The organism is Solibacillus sp. FSL K6-1554, from assembly GCF_038005185.1.
Taxonomy (GTDB): domain Bacteria; phylum Bacillota; class Bacilli; order Bacillales_A; family Planococcaceae; genus Solibacillus; species Solibacillus silvestris.
In genome coordinates this window covers 1,471,453-1,487,238 of record NZ_JBBOSS010000001.1, presented here as the reverse complement: position 1 = coordinate 1,487,238, position 15,786 = coordinate 1,471,453, and the positions used below count along the sequence as shown (strand labels likewise).

Genomic DNA, 15,786 nt, shown 5'->3' with positions numbered 1-15,786 from the left:
CGTAATAGGAGTCGGCATTAAAGAAAAAATTCTCCTAAAAACGGAGAATTTATTATACTTGTATTATATTTTCCTCGATTAATGCCCGTTTATAAAACTCAGAAACAAACATATGCTCATACTTATTAAGTAAACGTAAAACCCTTGCTTCGTATGTATTTGTAGGTTCATCATCCAAATTAAATCTTGCAATAATCTCTTCTTTTTTCAATAAATTTACTAATGTCATCACTTCTGTTTTTGGTAAAGTTACTTGATGTAACTTCAATATTTTTGACATTGAACGTAATGCCGTTCGTGAAATTAAAATTTTACCGGACATATTTTCGGAAATCTGTTGCAACAGCTGCTTTGCCTGCACATTCGGTTTAATCGAAACTTTTTCCACTGTTGTCATTTCCCCATCTTCTCCTTGACGTTCAACCATTTGAACAGTAAAAGGAAGCTCATCACGGAAAGTTTCCATTGATTGAATCGTTATCCCGTTATCCTCGATTTTGCAATTTGTCGCAGAAATGACAAGCTCATATGTCGTTTCCAGCATTTTGAAATTTGTCAGCAATAAAATAAAATCATTCGTCTGCTGCTGTTCAATGATTTTATCTCCATCCACTTTAACAAAGATTGAGAGCAGACTTGCCGCATCAGCTAATGCCCGGTGCTGTGTTTCGTTTTCCAATCCAAGCTGTGCCATTAACCCGCCTAATGAAGGCTGCTCTTTTAAACCGTTTGCAATCATATATTTTTGCTGAAAATCGATCATTGGATATAAGCAATCATTTTTTATGTAATTGCGTGACAGCTCTTCTTCTAATACTTTCCGATCAAATTCACCAAATGTTAAAAATACATAATCCTGCTTACACCAGCGTTTAAATTTAGTAAAAGCTTCTTTAAAAGAAGGTGCATCAACTAGCTGCTCTGTAGTAATACCAGTTAACTTTTGAATATGCGCATTCAGCTTTTTGAATTTATAAGGCTGAATAAGCTGCGTAAATGTTTCTGTTGTACCATCTGGCAACCATTTAACCGCACCAATTTCAATAATATACTGCTTACCGCGTATAAGGGCGGCTTCTATATCTATACTTATATATGTTTTCGTTCGTCCCAAATTTTTCACCTACACCGAATATATCTATATTTAATAGGTAATGAGTATTCCTATTAAAGATTAACCTCTTTCATTGTATATGAAAATTTGTGATATGACACGATAATGTTCGTTTATTCCATACAATTCGTGTTAAAAGGCTCGAAAAAATGTGATTTTCTTATAAATACTTATCATTGCCATTAACTAACCTTCAAATTTATTTTAACAAACCATCAATGAACCTGGTTTTTAGTTTTTCCCAATCTTCCACAGTGACACTATACATAATGGTATGACGAATTGTTCCTTCTTTTCGAATCATATGATTGCGTAAAACGCCTTCTTTTATTGCACCAATGCGTTCAATGGCTTTTTGTGAACGGTAATTTTCGTGCCCTGTTTTAATTTGAATACGATTTAAATTAAGTACTTCAAAACAGTATTGGAATAATAAAAACTTACAATTTGTATTAATCGCTGAACGCCAAACAGTCGGGTTATACCACGTAGCCCCTATTTCCAGCCGTTTATGGGGAAATGAAATATCAAGAAAAGATGTACAGCCTACAATGTTATCCGTTTTTTTCTCGATCACCGCAAACATATACGAAATGCCTTTTTCTCTTTCTTTAATCGCATTTTCGATATAGTTCTCAACTGCTTCCTGCGTAAGCAATGTTACCGACATATGCTCCCAAATCCGCTCGTCATTCGCAGCATTTGCAATAGCTTCAATATCGCTCATTTGGACCGGTCTTAATTTGACGATGTCGTTTTCTACTATTATTTCTTCCATAGTCCCACCCCTTATTTTTCCAATATTCTAATAAATTTTCGCATAGTTGGTCTGGGGATACAATGAGTATTTAATATTTTTATCTTTATATAATTATCGAATATCGATTAAATACTTTTGAGGACTTTTATATCGTTCAAAGAAAATTTAATTCTTTACATACTTTCCGGTGATTTTATTCCCAGTAACTTCAAACCATCCTTTAAAACGGTTGCTACTGCAAAACATAACTGTAAACGACTTTCTAGCTGTTCATCTTCCACTAAAATCTTTGTATTTGCATAATATTTATTGAATATCCGCGCTAATTGCAATACATATTTCGCAATTAAGGAAGGATCTACTTGTTCGAAACTATCTGTAATTACTTGAGGATATTGTTGCAGCAGCTTAATAACCTCCCAAGCTGAATTCTCTAATTCCATCACCGTTACTTCATTACTTGATGTATACTTTGCTTTTTCTAAAATGGAATGGATCCGGGCGTGCGTGTATTGTACATAAGGACCTGTTTCACCTTCAAAATTCAACATTTGAGGTAATGAAAATTCAATATCGTTTAAGCGGAAGTTCTTTAAATCATTAAATATTACCGCGCCAATCCCTACTTGGTCAGCAACATTCTGTTTATTATTTAACGTCGGATTTTTTTCCTCTATATTTCTCGACGCTGTTTCCACTGCTTCTTTTAATACATCCTTCAATAAAATGACTCTGCCTTTACGTGTGGACATCTTTTTCCCATCTTTCAACATCATTCCAAATGGTACATGTTTCAGATTTCCCGACCATGGATAGCCCATTTTTGAGATAACTTGAAATACTTGTTTGAAATGCAGTGTTTGCTCATTCCCTACCACATAGAAAACTTGGGATGGTTCATATTGCGCCTGTCTATAAAAAGCTGCGGCTAAATCACGGGTAGCATATAATGTTGCACCATCCTGTTTTGTTATTAAACAAGGTGGCATATCTTCAAGCTCAACAACATTCGCACCATCCGACTCTGTGAGTAATTGCTTCTTTTTTAATTCATCAACAACAGACTGCATTTTTTCATTATAAAAAGCTTCCCCTTCATACGTATCAAACTGAATATGAAGCTGCTCGTAAATTTGCTTAAATTCTTGTAGTGAGGCACTTTTAAACCAGGTCCATAATGCCATTGCCTGAGGATCATTATCTTCGAGCGCTTTAAATGCCGATCTTGCTTCCTCATTTAAGGATTTATTTGTTTCTGCCTCATCATGGAACTTCACGTATAGCTTCAAAAGTTCTTCAATAGGTGATTGTTGAACACGTTCTTTTTCTCCCCACAATTGGAATGCCACAAGCAATTTACCGAATTGGGTACCCCAGTCGCCAAGATGATTTACCCGAATGACATTGTATCCGTTCTTTTCTGCAATATTTGCAAGAGCATTTCCAATGACCGTAGAACGAAGATGCCCCATTGAGAATGGCTTTGCAATATTCGGTGATGAAAAATCAATCACGATATTCTTCTGCTGTATTTCTTGTTGTCCATATGATTCGTGAGCGATCATAATTTTGGCCATGACGTCTCTTGTCACCTGTAACTTATTTAAAAATAAATTTATATAGCCTCCAACAACATGAACTTCCTGAATAAAATCACTTTTAATATTGTCGCCTATTTCTATAGCGATAACATTTGGGGCTTTCTTTAATGATTTAGCAAGCGTAAAGCATGGGAAAGCTATATCCCCTAAATGCTGATACTTTGGCCTTTCTAATAGTTGTTCAATTTCGGTATTTGTTATTAATTTGTGCGGCAAAGCATCTTGAATAATTGATGCAATTTTTTTATACATATTATCTCCTCCCAATATAAAAAGCCCCCGTCTCAAAAATAGAGACGAGAGCTTCGAATTCCCGTGGTACCACTCTAGTTGCCACAAATTGTGACCACTTTCCATTAATAACGAGGTGACTCCCCGGCAGGTCCTACTTATGTTCAGACTGCTTCTCCAAAGTGCGCTTCATTTACATATTTTGCACCAGGCTCTCACCAATCCCCAGCTCGCTTACCAAAACAATTGTAAATTACTGTCTTTTTCATCGAATTTAAATTTACTGAATTATATCCATTAAGGATAATCAATGTCAATATAAATTGTATATAAATTTAATTACTAAATAACCGTTGTTCTTAGATAATCTGAGGTGGATATTAGTCAATAGCGACTATATTATAGAAAATTACCGGAAATATAGTCAGTATACTAAGTTTTTCAGTTACTAAGGGGGGCTTTCAAATAACCGGAATTACCTTTATTAGAACAGTTGACACGTTTATTAGAAGATGCTTATGACATATTAGAACAACTGGACGCTTTATTCGACAATCTTGACCACTTATTTGAACAACTGACAACTATATTAGAAAATGAGGTTTTTAATAGAAGCTTTTAAAATATATTAGAACAATACTCAAGTTTATTAGAAAATAAATTCACTCTGATCGCAACGCATAAAAAAACTACTGAAATCATTGTCTCAGTAGTTTTAGTTCAGTAAGCCTTTAGCAGCGGCATAACTTATATTTATTCATTTCCCTTAGTTTCAGGGATGCTTGAGAAAAATTTGCGTCCAATATAAGTTTGGACAATTAAGAATAACCCTCCGACTGCCCAGTACAGTGGGAGTGCAGCCATCGAAGACAATGAAATAATGACAATCATAATCGGCGATACGTAAATCATCAGTTTCATTTGATTCTTCTGAGCTTCTGGTACGGTTTGAAGCGAGACTTTCGCTTGTACAAAATAAACGACACCTGCGATTGCAGTCATCCAAATATCTGTAGAGCCAAGGTCAAACCATAGGAATGAATGTGTTTTAATTTCAGCTGAATATAAAATCGCATAGTATAAGCCCATAATAATCGGCATTTGTATAAGCGCTGGCAGGCAGCCCATATTTAACGGATTAATATTATGTTCTTTGTAGAGCGACATCATTTCCTGCTGAACTGTCATTCTTTCTTCCGGAGTTTTTGCTGCTTTTAAACGTGTCTGGATATCCTCCATTTGCGGGCGGACAAAATCCATTTTCACTTTCATTGTAGCTTGACTGCGGTAAGTTTTTAGCATAAACGGCATTAGTACGAGACGAATAATTAAAATAATAGCAATAATAGCCAAACCATAGCTGCCGTTAAATAATTCACCAAATGTGTTTAGTGTCCAATCCATCGGACGTACAAATGTTGAATAGAAGAAGCCTTCTTTGTTCTCAACACTCTCACAACCTGCCAGTAAAAGTGGAACGGTTAGAAGGAAAACACTAAGTTTTAAGTTTTTCATAGTTCACCTGCTCAACAATCTTGTAATTCGTTTATATCTTAAAATATTTTTCAAAAAAAGAACAGTAATTACTCTTATAAATATTAAGTATTTTTAATATGAACGCAATAAAAATTAATATTTTTTACACTTGCACTCCCAGATCTCCGGTGTTATGCGGTTTAGGAGACATATTCCGTATCGCATTCCCTACTTCTTTAACAGGCTTCCTAAAATTTCATTGTTATGTGTTCCTGCATGTACTCCGACTGTCCCATACGAAGCTTTGAAGAGATTGGACTTAATCGGACATGCAATTTGTTTTTGGGTTGTTCCATCCGGCTTTGCTATTTCCACAAACATATCCCGGTCCTTGAAAAGCGGGTGTGCAACCGTTTCTTCAAAGGTCAATACCGGTTCAACACATGCATCCATTCCGAAGAAAATAGATTGCCATTCATCAAGCGTCTTTTGCAGGAAAATACTTTGCAGCTGTTCTTTCATCTTTGCAATATCTTCCGGTTTATTACTCATCGCTAATGGAAGTAAATCCGGATGACCGATTGCCTGACATAACTGCTGTCTGAATTTCGGTTCAAGACTGCCGACAGAAAGGTACCGACCATCCAGCGTTTCATAATAACCATATAAAGAGCCGCCGTTTAGGATCAGCTCTTCACGTGGCAGCGGCTTTCCTTCTGCTAAATAATCATGGGCAAACAAGGCATTTAGCGTTAATGCGCAGTCCGTCATACTAATATCAAGATGCTGCCCTACCCCCGTTTTATCCCGATAAATGACAGCCGATAAAATACCGATCACTGCATGTATTGATCCACCTGCCAAGTCGGCCACTTGAAAACCTATATTTGCCGGGCCATTTTCTTTCGTGCCGGAGTAGCCTTGCACTCCCGACAAGGATATATAATTAATATCATGCCCGCCACGCTCACGATATAGACCTGTTTGACCATAGCCTGTAATGGAACAGTAAATTAAGCCAGGATTGATGGCTTTAAGCGTTTCATAATCGAGACCAAGGCGCGCCATCACGCCAGGCCGGAACTGCTCAACTACAATATCATATTTCTGCTCCTTTAAAAGCTCCTTTAGTGATTTGACTACTTCCGGAGACTTCAAATCGACCGCCAGCGACTTTTTAGAACGCTGCAAATAATCATTCGGCCCCCATTGCTTCCCTTCTTCTACCGGTTTGGTAACATGTACAACTTCCGCTCCAAGATCCGCCAGCATCATCGTTGCAAACGGGCCTGGCAATAATGTGGAGAAATCCAGCACTTTTAATCCTTTTAACAGCATAAATCTTTCATCCTTCCATATTAAATTAAAGGCCGTACTGAAAGCTGAACTTTCAACACGGCCCCCAAATGTTCCATTTATTGATTTGTGACTGGCTTCAAAAAATTTGGAGGGCGCTTTTCAAAGAACGCGCGGATGCCTTCATTTACTTCCCCTGTAGTAAATGTTTTCGCGAAGGCTTCCCGTTCTACTAATAACCCTTGTTCTAACGGCAATTCTTCCGCCGCTAAAATACTCTTTTTAATGAGGCCGATTGCTCCAATGGCACTTTGAGCAAGCGATGTTGCAAATGCGATTGCTTTTTCTTCCACTTCTTCCGGAGCTGCCGCTTCTGTAATTAAGCCGATTGCTGCTGCTTCCTCTGTTTTTAAACGTTTGCTTAAATACATTAATTCGCGCGCTTTTGCTCCGCCTACTAATCTCGTCATACGCTGTGTACCGCCAGCACCAGGCAATAATCCCAATGATGCTTCCGTTAATCCGATTGTGCCGCCACCCATTATACGGAAGTCGCATGCAAGCACGAATTCACAGCCACCGCCTAATGCATGACCATTAATTGCTGCAATAGTTGGTACCCGCAATGCTTCCAACCGGTTGAAAATACCCTGCACATGTTTTGAACTTTCAGCAAAATCCACGTTTTCATCAGAGCTGCCCATTGTACCCAGGTCTGCACCTGCAATAAAGATTTTCGGGTTGGCCGATTTGAACACAATGGCCCGGATTGCCGGATTTTTTTCGACTTCCTCAATTAGTTGCACTAAGTCCTGCTGAATTCCTGCATTTAATGTATTGGCAGGCGGATTATTAATTGTTACAACATGTACACCGTAGTCAAGCTTCTCTATCGTCATTGTTTCAAGGTTCATCCGTTATCCTCCTTATCTTGGGGCCATGCGAATCGCTCCATCGAGTCGAATCGTTTCACCATTTAACATTGGATTTTCAAAAATGGCCGTTACTAAATGGGCATATTCATCCGCTTCCCCTAAACGGGACGGGAATGGAATTTGTTTTCCTAACGCTTCCTTAACTGCTTGAGGCGCACTGTTCATTAAAGGTGTATCGAAAATTCCCGGTGCAATTGTCATAACGCGGATGCCATAGCTAGCCAAGTCCCTTGCGATTGGCAATGTCATTCCTACAATTCCACTTTTGGATGCAGAATAGGCAGCCTGACCGATTTGTCCATCGAACGCCGCGACAGAAGCTGTATTCACAATAACCCCGCGTTCCCCGTGTTCATTCGGTTCATTTGTCATCATGGCAGCTGCAGCTAAACGGATGACATTAAATGTCCCAACTAAATTAACTTGGATAATATAATTAAATTCATCTAATGGGAATACACCTTTTCTGCCCACTACACGAGTTGAAGTACCAAGACCTGCACAATTCACAACACCTTGGATCGAACCGAATTTTTCTACTGCACCGTTAATTGCTGCCTGTACGTCTTCTTCCTTCACAACATTCGTTTTAAAAAATAAACCATTCAATTCATCGGCTACCGCTTGCCCCTTTTCTTCGTTTAAGTCCAATATGATAGGATAGCCTCCAGCAGATGCAATCTTTCGTGCAGTTGCTTCACCTAAACCCGATCCTCCACCAGTCACGATAATTGCCTTTTGGTCAAAATTCATCTATTAACCCCTCCTTATTCCTGTTCAATAATTAACCTATTTGTCATTTAGGGCTACGCAATAAGCGGCTCGTCCATAACGACATAATCTGCGTTCTAGTTCATGTTCTGAAGTTTATGAACTCCGACCAGCCGACGCTTCTTATTTAGGCAGTGCGTTTTTGTCTAAGTCTTTCAAAGCGGTCTTCAGAATTTTACCTGTTCCGGACTTTGGAATTTCTTCAATGAAAATTATATAATCCGGCACTTTGTATTCGGCAAGTTTCGCTTTGCAGTAGTCACGAACATCATCTTCTATTAGCTCGGTGTCTTTCGATACGACATACGCTACCGTTTTTTCACCGAATACCGGGTCCGGTCTGCCGATTACAGAGCATTCTACGACAGCCGGGTGCTGATAAAGCAGCTCCTCTATTTCACGAGGGTAAATATTAAACCCGCCACGAATAATGATGTCCTTTTTACGGTCAACGATAAAGTGATAGCCTTCTTCATCACGGTACGCCAAGTCTCCTGTATACAACCAGCCGTCCCTGATCGTATTTGCGGTCTCGTCCGGCTTCTTGTAGTACCCCTTCATCATATTCGGCCCTCTAAATAAGATTTCGCCTACTTCATGATTGGCTACTTCATTGCCTTCCGGATCTACCAGTCTCAAATCGATTCCCGGTAATGGCATCCCGACTGAATTGACTTTTTTCGGTAAGCTTCGGTGTGTTGTCATCAGCATGACCGTACTTTCGGTTAAACCATATCCTTCAGAAATACTGACACCGAACGATTCATTCGTCTTATGCAATAGCTCCGATGGTAAACTTGCCCCACCTGAACCAGCTGTCCGTAATTTTGAGAAGTCCAGTTGCTCTACTAAATGAGGAACCTGGGCAAAAAAGGCATACATTGTCGGCACACCTAAAAATATTGTAATTTCATGTTCGGCAATCGCTTTTAATGTTTCAACCGGGTGGAAACGTTCTTCCAAATAGATTGCACATCCATGAGCTATCGGTGCCAGGAAGCCTTGAAGTTTTGCATAAGCATGGAACAATGGTAATACACATAGGACACGATCACTTGGAACTAACTGGTTGTATACGGCTGCTGTAATCGCCATCCAGTTTAAATTACCGTGTGTTATCATGGCGCCTTTCGGATTACCGGTTGTACCGGAAGTATAGATGATTTGTGCGACGTCAGATTCATGAAGGGGGACAATTTCTGAAATAGAGGCAGATGTATCTAGCTGATGCCATGATAAATATCGTTCATCTACATGATCACCGTAATTAATAATTGTTTTGACTGTTTTGAATTGATCCATTGCGTTTTCGATAACCGGTTTCGCCGTATCTTCAATAATCAACAATTCAACTTCCGAATCGTTTACGATATATGTTACTTCCTGCTCTTTAAATGTAGGGTTGATCGGAACGACCGTACCTCCATTTGCTAAAATAGCAAAATACGTAATAATATATTCCGGACGATTTGTCATCATTAATGCCACATTCGCACCTTTTGTGACACCCTGATCTTTCAATCCTGCAGCGATATTGTAAACTTTATCTTGTAATTCTTTATAAGTAAGTAGAGCTCTTTTGAAGTGGATGACAGGTTGATCTGGCAAACGGGAAGTTGTTGAAGTAAGCAATTCAACAATATTCATAATAGTAACCTCCTACTTTCAAATTTTCGATCAAAGGAAAGGAGGATCCCCCTTTCATGATGAAGAGCAATTGCTTTTAATTAAATACTTACTTTAGAACTGATTACTTCTTTAGAAACGTTTACAATGATGTCATCAGGAATACGGAAGCTTAATGATGACGGGTCATTTTGTACGGCTGGGACAAGTTGCGGAATATCTGCCGCATCAATATTAAACTCGTCGAAGCTGTCCGGTAGATTGACTGTATTTCTTAAGTCAACAATTACATTGATGCACTCTTCCAATGTTTCTTGCGGATTTTCTGCGTTTGGAATAATTCCCAGTGCAGGTGCAAATGCATTCACTTTCGGTAAATACATGCTCGGCATATTTTTCATTACACTCGGCATGAGAACTGCATTTGCCAGCCCATGTGGAATGCCGTATTTCGCGCCATACGTATGGGCTATATTGTGGATTGGGATATTGGCCATCGCCGATTGGAAACTTGTAATAGCCATTGCACTTGCTTGTAGCATATTCGCACGTGCAGCCACATTTTTCCCATCACGCACAGCCGTAGTCAAATTTTCGACAATGATTTTTGCGGCATGCAGTGCAAATGCATCCGAAAAATTCGTTGATTTTGTTGAGAAAAATCCTTCTACAGCATGTGTCAGTGCATCCATACCAGTAAACGCTGTTACTCTTGGCGGTAAACCAACAGTTAAGTCAGGATCTAAAACCGCAATATCAGAACTCAAATACGGATTCATTAAATTGCACTTCAGGTTCAGCATTTCATTGAATACTACTGAAATACTGGAGATTTCAGAACCCGTTCCAGCTGTAGTAGGAATTGAAATATGCGGAATACCGAATGGCTTTGCATCCGGCCAAACTTCTAAAACGTTCCCTGTTAAAATATACTCAACTTCGTTAACACCATTATAAAGAGCCCATTTGACAGTTTTAGCTGTATCAATAACACTCCCGCCGCCAATTGCAATAATGGAGTCGCCATTGCATTCTTTAAAATATTTCAGGCCTCTGTTAATATTGCTCGATTTCGCATCTTGCTGAATATCATCAAATACACCAGCCAGCTTTATGCCAGGAACCATATCAAATAAGCTTTTGATTTTTTGTGTTAAGCCTGCATCCGTCAATCCTTTATCAGAAAATAGAACAGGGCGCTTTCCACCTAAACCTTGGATTAGATCGGGTACTAAAATATGTGAACCTGCACCACTTCGGATTTCAGGGCGATGTGTGAATTCAAAATAGGAAGTCGTTTTCATCGTATCTCTCCATTCATTTTTCGATTAAAAGATTAGTCCTAAAGCTGGGCGCTGTGCATTTTCCGTCGTAAGTGAAGTGCAAATATTTTTAAGCTCTGTGTAGTCATCAAACACTTGAGCTCCCTGTTCACGACCTAAGCCACTTTGCTTATAGCCACCGAATGGCGCATCTGTACGGAAAATATGCCAGTCATTGATCCAGATTGTTCCGGCATTGATTTTCGTAGCAATTTCATTTGCTTTCGTCACATCACGGCCCCAAACACCGCCTGTTAATCCATATTCCGTATCATTTGCGATGGCGATTGCTTCTTCTTCTGTTGAATATTTAATCACGCATAATACCGGCCCAAAGATTTCTTCTCTCGCAATCTTCATATCGTTCGTCACATCTGCGAAAATCGTCGGCTCGATGAAATACCCGTTCTCCAGCCCTGGACCTGCTGCACGTTTACCGCCACATACAAGTTTTGCTCCCTCATCAATACCAGACTGAATATAGTCGAGGATCTTATTCATCTGTGTTTCCGAGATGACCGGTCCCATTCCAGTCGTCATATCAAGCGGCTGTCCAAGTTTTATTTTCTTCGTTGTCTCAACTAGTTGTTGCACGACAATGTCATAAATGGATTCATGTACGATGAGACGTGTACTCGCTTCGCATACTTGTCCTGAATGGAAAAATACGCCGAGCAGAATTCCTGGGATAGCCACTTCGAGATTTACATCAGGAAGCACGATCGCAGGCGCCTTTCCTCCAAGTTCAAGCGTAACTTTCTTAACTGTACCTGCAGCTTGTGCCATAATTTTTCTACCTACTTCTGTAGATCCAGTAAACGCCACTTTCGATACATCTGGATGTGTAACAAGTGCATCGCCCACTTCAGCTCCAGGACCTGTTACGACATTAATAACCCCTGGTGGAATACCTGCTTCAACTGCTAATTGTGCAAGCTTCAATGTACCTAATGGTGTATTGGAAGCCGGCTTAATAATGATGGAGTTCCCCATCGCAATTGCCGGTGCGATTTTCCACATCGCTAAAACTAGCGGGAAGTTAAATGGTGTAATCGCCGCTACTACTCCGAGTGGTTCGCGAACAAGCAGACTACGATTTGCACCTAATTGTTCGTTGACCGGAAGAGCTGTTACTGCCTCATATTTCAGCGATAAATCCGCTGTTTGAGTAAGAGAAAGCACTAACTGCCGAATATCTGCGCCACCCAATTTACGTAGTGTCGCCCCCGTACTAATCCCTTCTAAGAAAATGATTTCCTGCGCATGCTGTCTGATTTTCCCCGCAAATTGCATCATGATCTGTGCACGTTCTGCCTGCGTTTTCCCTGACCAGACACCTGATTCAAAAACTTCTTTCGCATTTTGAACCGCATTATTCACATCGTCCTGATTTCCTTTTGAAACTTTCGCTACGACTTCTGAAGTAGCCGGATTGATCACATCAAAAAATTCACCTGAAGCAGGTGGTGTCCATTCACCATTGATAAACTGCGGAAAGATCTTAACTTGTACGTCTGTCGTCATCCTTCATCCCCCTCTAAATAGCAAACTGTTTATTACAGCGTCTGAATGAATACTTCCTATACTTCTTCTAAAGCAATGTCCGTATTATAGATTTCTTCTAACGTCTTTCCTTTAGCTCGGGAAAGCACTGTCAGACGTGCCTGTAATTGCTTCATGGCAAATTCCATCGATTTTCCTCGTTCAATTCCAAGACTTGTTACTTGTTTGTCTTCTTTTCCTTCTGTTAACATCATCGCAATCGGTAACAGCTCCTGCAGTCTTTGCTGTACGCGTTCAAACAGCTCCAGTTCAGGATTCTCACTAATTAGGCGCTGAATGAGGAATGTACCAAAACCTATATGACGTCCTTCGTCACGCTTAACGTTTCGAATTCCTGATATAAATCCCGGGAACAAATTTGCGCTTGATAGTGCTTCATGGAAGAACCAGTAACCTGTTTCAGCCAAAACACCTTCTGCAAAAATATTATACGTAACCGCAGCATCTATCATTGCTTCCGGTGACTGATCTTCAATCAATCTGCCCATCACTGCTGGCAGCGTTTCATCAAATAGCTTCCGGTAGCCTGGTGTCAGTAAATGAGTCAAATCATCCTTTACGCCGATTTCTTCCAGGAACAGACTGAAAAATTCAGCATGCTTCGCTTCTTCAAAAAGGAAAGTTGTTAAATAAGATTCCTCTTCGAACCATCCCTTTTTAGAAACCGCCATAATCATCGGTAAAATATCTTGTGTGACCGCTTCTTCACCGCCAATAAATTGAGCAAACTGAGTAAGCACCTCTAATTGCTGTTCTTCATTTAATTTCTTCCAATCTTCTTTATCTTGCGTAAAGTCGATATCTACCGGATTCCAGATTCCGAACTTTTTTGCCTTTTGATACAAATTATACGGTAGTGAATTTTTGTTGATTTCCTGTTTAGTCGTGACGTATTCTCTCATTGCGAGCTCCTCCTTAAATTTTGTTTGTTACTCCATAACTGCGTAATGATAAAAGAGATTCTCCTATAAATATTGCAGTCAACATCACAAATTTTACGTAACGAGTCATCTCTCTAGAACAACGTTGGATGCAATTATTTTTTTATTTCAAAAAATGCTTTTACCTTTACTTCAGCAGATTCATTAACTGCTTCTGCCTCACAAATCCAGCAAGTTTCATTTTCATCGACAACACGGCCTTGTATAGTTATTCTTTCTCCTGGTCTTGTCATTGCTTTAAATCTCGTTGTGAATTTCTTCAGGTTCTTTACTTCAAACCATTGCCCAATTGCCTGCCCGACAAAGCCCATAACCAACATGCCATGTGCAATGACCCCACCTAAACCCGCTGCCTCTGCAAATGGGACAACGGTATGGATCGGATTGAAGTCTCCGGATGCACCTGCATATCGAACGAGCTGCGTATGCGTTATTTCTTCCTTCTGTAAAGGTTCCAGTGTCTGGCCTATTTCCATAAAATAACCCCCTAATGCCTTTCGATAATCGTGGATCGACTGATTAAAACCGTTTCACCATGTTTATCCAAATAATCTTTTCGTATGATAAAGAAGTTCATCGCCGCTTTTGAATAAGCTTTTTCAATGACCCCATGTACTGTAATTTCTTCATCGGGAACGATTTCCCTGAAATATTCATACTCCTGCTCGCCATGGAGAACCTTTTTCATGTTTAAATTTAATAGCTCGGACGAGGAAGCACCTCCACCCCAAAAGTCGATTACTGTCGGGAATGTAGGTGGAACCGCTTCACCATTCAAATACTCCTCTTTCACATCACCAATCGCTTGGGCCAATTCTTTGATTTTTCCTTTTTCAACTCGAAAGGTGTAGGCTTCTAACTTCAGACCAACTTTTTCCTTAAGCCCTATACTCAAAAAATTACCTCCTCCAATTTAATTTGTCGTTATTTTCAGATATTCCAAATCAGATTACTAGATTGATACGGGCGGTGCTTTCTTCAAATATTCTTTATGAATTTGAGCAGCAATAATATTTTTTTGAATTTCAGATGTGCCTTCATATATTTTTGTAATACGTGCATCCCGATAATATCTTTCAACAGGGAACTCTTTCATATAACCGAGGCCACCATGAATTTGCACAGCTTTATCTGCTATGCGATTATAAATTTCCGAACCTAAAAGTTTTGCCATCGCTGCCTCTTTGATGACATTCATCCCCTGGTCCACCATCCATGCCACTCGGTACGTAAAGGATCTCAATGTTTCGATATCCAATGCCATTTCCGCCAAGTAATGTTGAATGATTTGCTGTTCAAAAATCGGCTTTCCGAACTGTTCACGCTCATGTGCATATTTGACGGATAGCTCAAAAAGCTTTTGCGCTGAGCCTAAGTTTCTCGCCGCGAGCCCAGCACGACCATTTGCCAAAATGGTTAAGGCATTGACATAACCTAATCCTTCTACACCAAGCACATTTTCGACCGGCACTTCACAATCCTCGAAGAAAATCTCAGAAGAATGGGATCCGCGAAGCCCCATTTTTTCTTCTGTTTTTCCAATGATTAAACCAGGAGCGCTTTTATCCACAAGGAAAGAAGTAATTCCTTTTGCGCCTTTAGTTGGATCGGTTACAGCCATTACCGTAAAAACCCCTGCAATCGGCGCATTTGTAATATACTGCTTCGCGCCATTCAGAATGTATTTGTCTCCTTTACGAACGGCCGTTGTTTTTAAAGCTGCTGCATGAGAACCCGCAGTCGTTTCAGTTAAAGCAAACGCACCAATAATTTCACCCGAAGCCATGCGGGGTAAATATTTTTGCTTTTGCTCTTCCGTCCCCAATTCCACAATCCCGACCGATCCAATTCCTGTATGTGCACCGATTACCGTCATATAACCGTTCGATGTACGGCCGATTTCTTCAAAAAGACTACATTTCCCGACCATATCAATGCCTGTACCACCGTATTCTGCAGGGATACTTAGACCGAACAACCCCATTTCTTTTGACTTTTCCATAATATGGTCCGGTATTCGGTCTTCACGATCAATCTCTCCTGCAAGTGGATCCACCACATTGTCTATAAACTCTCGAATTGTTTTTTTCATTTCGATTAAATCGGGTGGTAGCTGAAAGTCCATTTTTCTCTCTCCCTTCCAATTTAAC

At 39.9% G+C, this 15,786-nt stretch carries 14 protein-coding genes and 1 other annotated feature; all 14 genes read right to left on the bottom strand.

Annotation, left to right across the window (positions count from 1 at the left end; translation table 11 throughout):
• Positions 1 to 52: 52 nt before the first annotated feature.
• The 14 genes from MHB58_RS07165 to MHB58_RS07100 all read right to left on the bottom strand — a co-directional run bounded on the left by MHB58_RS07165 (position 53) and on the right by MHB58_RS07100 (position 15,761).
• Positions 53 to 1,123, bottom strand: coding sequence for a 3'-5' exonuclease (locus MHB58_RS07165; RefSeq protein ID WP_340734911.1), 1,071 nt, complete (start codon positions 1,121 to 1,123; stop codon positions 53 to 55).
• Positions 1,124 to 1,313: 190 nt separating this feature from the next.
• Positions 1,314 to 1,892 carry a GNAT family N-acetyltransferase gene (locus tag MHB58_RS07160; protein WP_065217165.1) on the bottom strand — a complete coding sequence of 193 codons (579 nt, stop codon included), beginning with the start codon at positions 1,890 to 1,892 and terminating at the stop codon, positions 1,314 to 1,316.
• Positions 1,893 to 2,047: 155 nt separating this feature from the next.
• On the bottom strand, positions 2,048 to 3,727 hold the full coding sequence (argS, locus tag MHB58_RS07155; RefSeq protein ID WP_340734910.1) for an arginine--tRNA ligase: 1,680 nt from the start codon (positions 3,725 to 3,727) through the stop codon (positions 2,048 to 2,050).
• A 37-nt stretch (positions 3,728 to 3,764) separates the two neighbouring features.
• Positions 3,765 to 3,984, bottom strand: a binding site (T-box leader).
• Positions 3,985 to 4,459: 475 nt separating this feature from the next.
• Entirely contained in the window at positions 4,460 to 5,221 is a 762-nt protein-coding gene (yidC, locus tag MHB58_RS07150; RefSeq protein WP_008404756.1) for a membrane protein insertase YidC, read from the bottom strand.
• A 189-nt stretch (positions 5,222 to 5,410) separates the two neighbouring features.
• On the bottom strand, positions 5,411 to 6,520 hold the full coding sequence (locus MHB58_RS07145; RefSeq protein ID WP_340734909.1) for a CaiB/BaiF CoA transferase family protein: 1,110 nt from the start codon (positions 6,518 to 6,520) through the stop codon (positions 5,411 to 5,413).
• 77 nt (positions 6,521 to 6,597) lie between these two features.
• Entirely contained in the window at positions 6,598 to 7,392 is a 795-nt protein-coding gene (locus MHB58_RS07140) for an enoyl-CoA hydratase/isomerase family protein (protein ID WP_008404758.1), read from the bottom strand.
• A 12-nt stretch (positions 7,393 to 7,404) separates the two neighbouring features.
• Positions 7,405 to 8,166: a 3-hydroxyacyl-CoA dehydrogenase gene (locus MHB58_RS07135; protein ID WP_008404760.1), complete on the bottom strand. Its 762-nt coding sequence runs from the start codon at positions 8,164 to 8,166 to the stop codon at positions 7,405 to 7,407.
• 141 nt (positions 8,167 to 8,307) lie between these two features.
• Positions 8,308 to 9,831, bottom strand: a complete 1,524-nt coding sequence (locus MHB58_RS07130; protein WP_008404762.1) for a class I adenylate-forming enzyme family protein — start codon at positions 9,829 to 9,831, stop codon at positions 8,308 to 8,310.
• An 80-nt stretch (positions 9,832 to 9,911) separates the two neighbouring features.
• Positions 9,912 to 11,114, bottom strand: a complete 1,203-nt coding sequence (locus MHB58_RS07125; RefSeq protein ID WP_008404764.1) for an iron-containing alcohol dehydrogenase — start codon at positions 11,112 to 11,114, stop codon at positions 9,912 to 9,914.
• Positions 11,115 to 11,138: 24 nt separating this feature from the next.
• On the bottom strand, positions 11,139 to 12,656 hold the full coding sequence (locus MHB58_RS07120) for an aldehyde dehydrogenase family protein (RefSeq protein WP_008404766.1): 1,518 nt from the start codon (positions 12,654 to 12,656) through the stop codon (positions 11,139 to 11,141).
• A 56-nt stretch (positions 12,657 to 12,712) separates the two neighbouring features.
• Positions 12,713 to 13,597 (bottom strand): R2-like ligand-binding oxidase, encoded by an 885-nt coding sequence (locus MHB58_RS07115; RefSeq protein ID WP_008404767.1) that lies wholly within the window; start codon positions 13,595 to 13,597, stop codon positions 12,713 to 12,715.
• A gap of 134 nt (positions 13,598 to 13,731) precedes the next feature.
• On the bottom strand, positions 13,732 to 14,112 hold the full coding sequence (locus MHB58_RS07110) for a MaoC/PaaZ C-terminal domain-containing protein (protein ID WP_008404768.1): 381 nt from the start codon (positions 14,110 to 14,112) through the stop codon (positions 13,732 to 13,734).
• Positions 14,113 to 14,123: 11 nt separating this feature from the next.
• The gene (locus MHB58_RS07105) at positions 14,124 to 14,531 is read right to left on the bottom strand and encodes an FAS1-like dehydratase domain-containing protein (RefSeq protein WP_008404771.1); all 408 of its coding nucleotides are present in this window, start codon (positions 14,529 to 14,531) and stop codon (positions 14,124 to 14,126) included.
• Positions 14,532 to 14,588: 57 nt separating this feature from the next.
• Positions 14,589 to 15,761: an acyl-CoA dehydrogenase family protein gene (locus MHB58_RS07100; RefSeq protein WP_008404772.1), complete on the bottom strand. Its 1,173-nt coding sequence runs from the start codon at positions 15,759 to 15,761 to the stop codon at positions 14,589 to 14,591.
• Positions 15,762 to 15,786: the final 25 nt, after the last annotated feature.

Bases quoted from the DNA above. Each gene is read 5' to 3' on its own strand.
- MHB58_RS07160 (WP_065217165.1), bottom strand. From the start codon at position 1,892: ATGGAAGAAATAATAGTAGAAAACGACATCGTCAAATTAAGACCGGTC.
- argS (WP_340734910.1), bottom strand. From the start codon at position 3,727: ATGTATAAAAAAATTGCATCAATTATTCAAGATGCTTTGCCGCACAAA.
- yidC (WP_008404756.1), bottom strand. From the start codon at position 5,221: ATGAAAAACTTAAAACTTAGTGTTTTCCTTCTAACCGTTCCACTTTTA.
- MHB58_RS07145 (WP_340734909.1), bottom strand. From the start codon at position 6,520: ATGCTGTTAAAAGGATTAAAAGTGCTGGATTTCTCCACATTATTGCCA.
- MHB58_RS07140 (WP_008404758.1), bottom strand. From the start codon at position 7,392: ATGAACCTTGAAACAATGACGATAGAGAAGCTTGACTACGGTGTACAT.
- MHB58_RS07135 (WP_008404760.1), bottom strand. From the start codon at position 8,166: ATGAATTTTGACCAAAAGGCAATTATCGTGACTGGTGGAGGATCGGGT.
- MHB58_RS07130 (WP_008404762.1), bottom strand. From the start codon at position 9,831: ATGAATATTGTTGAATTGCTTACTTCAACAACTTCCCGTTTGCCAGAT.
- MHB58_RS07125 (WP_008404764.1), bottom strand. From the start codon at position 11,114: ATGAAAACGACTTCCTATTTTGAATTCACACATCGCCCTGAAATCCGA.
- MHB58_RS07120 (WP_008404766.1), bottom strand. From the start codon at position 12,656: ATGACGACAGACGTACAAGTTAAGATCTTTCCGCAGTTTATCAATGGT.
- MHB58_RS07115 (WP_008404767.1), bottom strand. From the start codon at position 13,597: ATGAGAGAATACGTCACGACTAAACAGGAAATCAACAAAAATTCACTA.
- MHB58_RS07110 (WP_008404768.1), bottom strand. From the start codon at position 14,112: ATGGAAATAGGCCAGACACTGGAACCTTTACAGAAGGAAGAAATAACG.
- MHB58_RS07100 (WP_008404772.1), bottom strand. From the start codon at position 15,761: ATGGACTTTCAGCTACCACCCGATTTAATCGAAATGAAAAAAACAATT.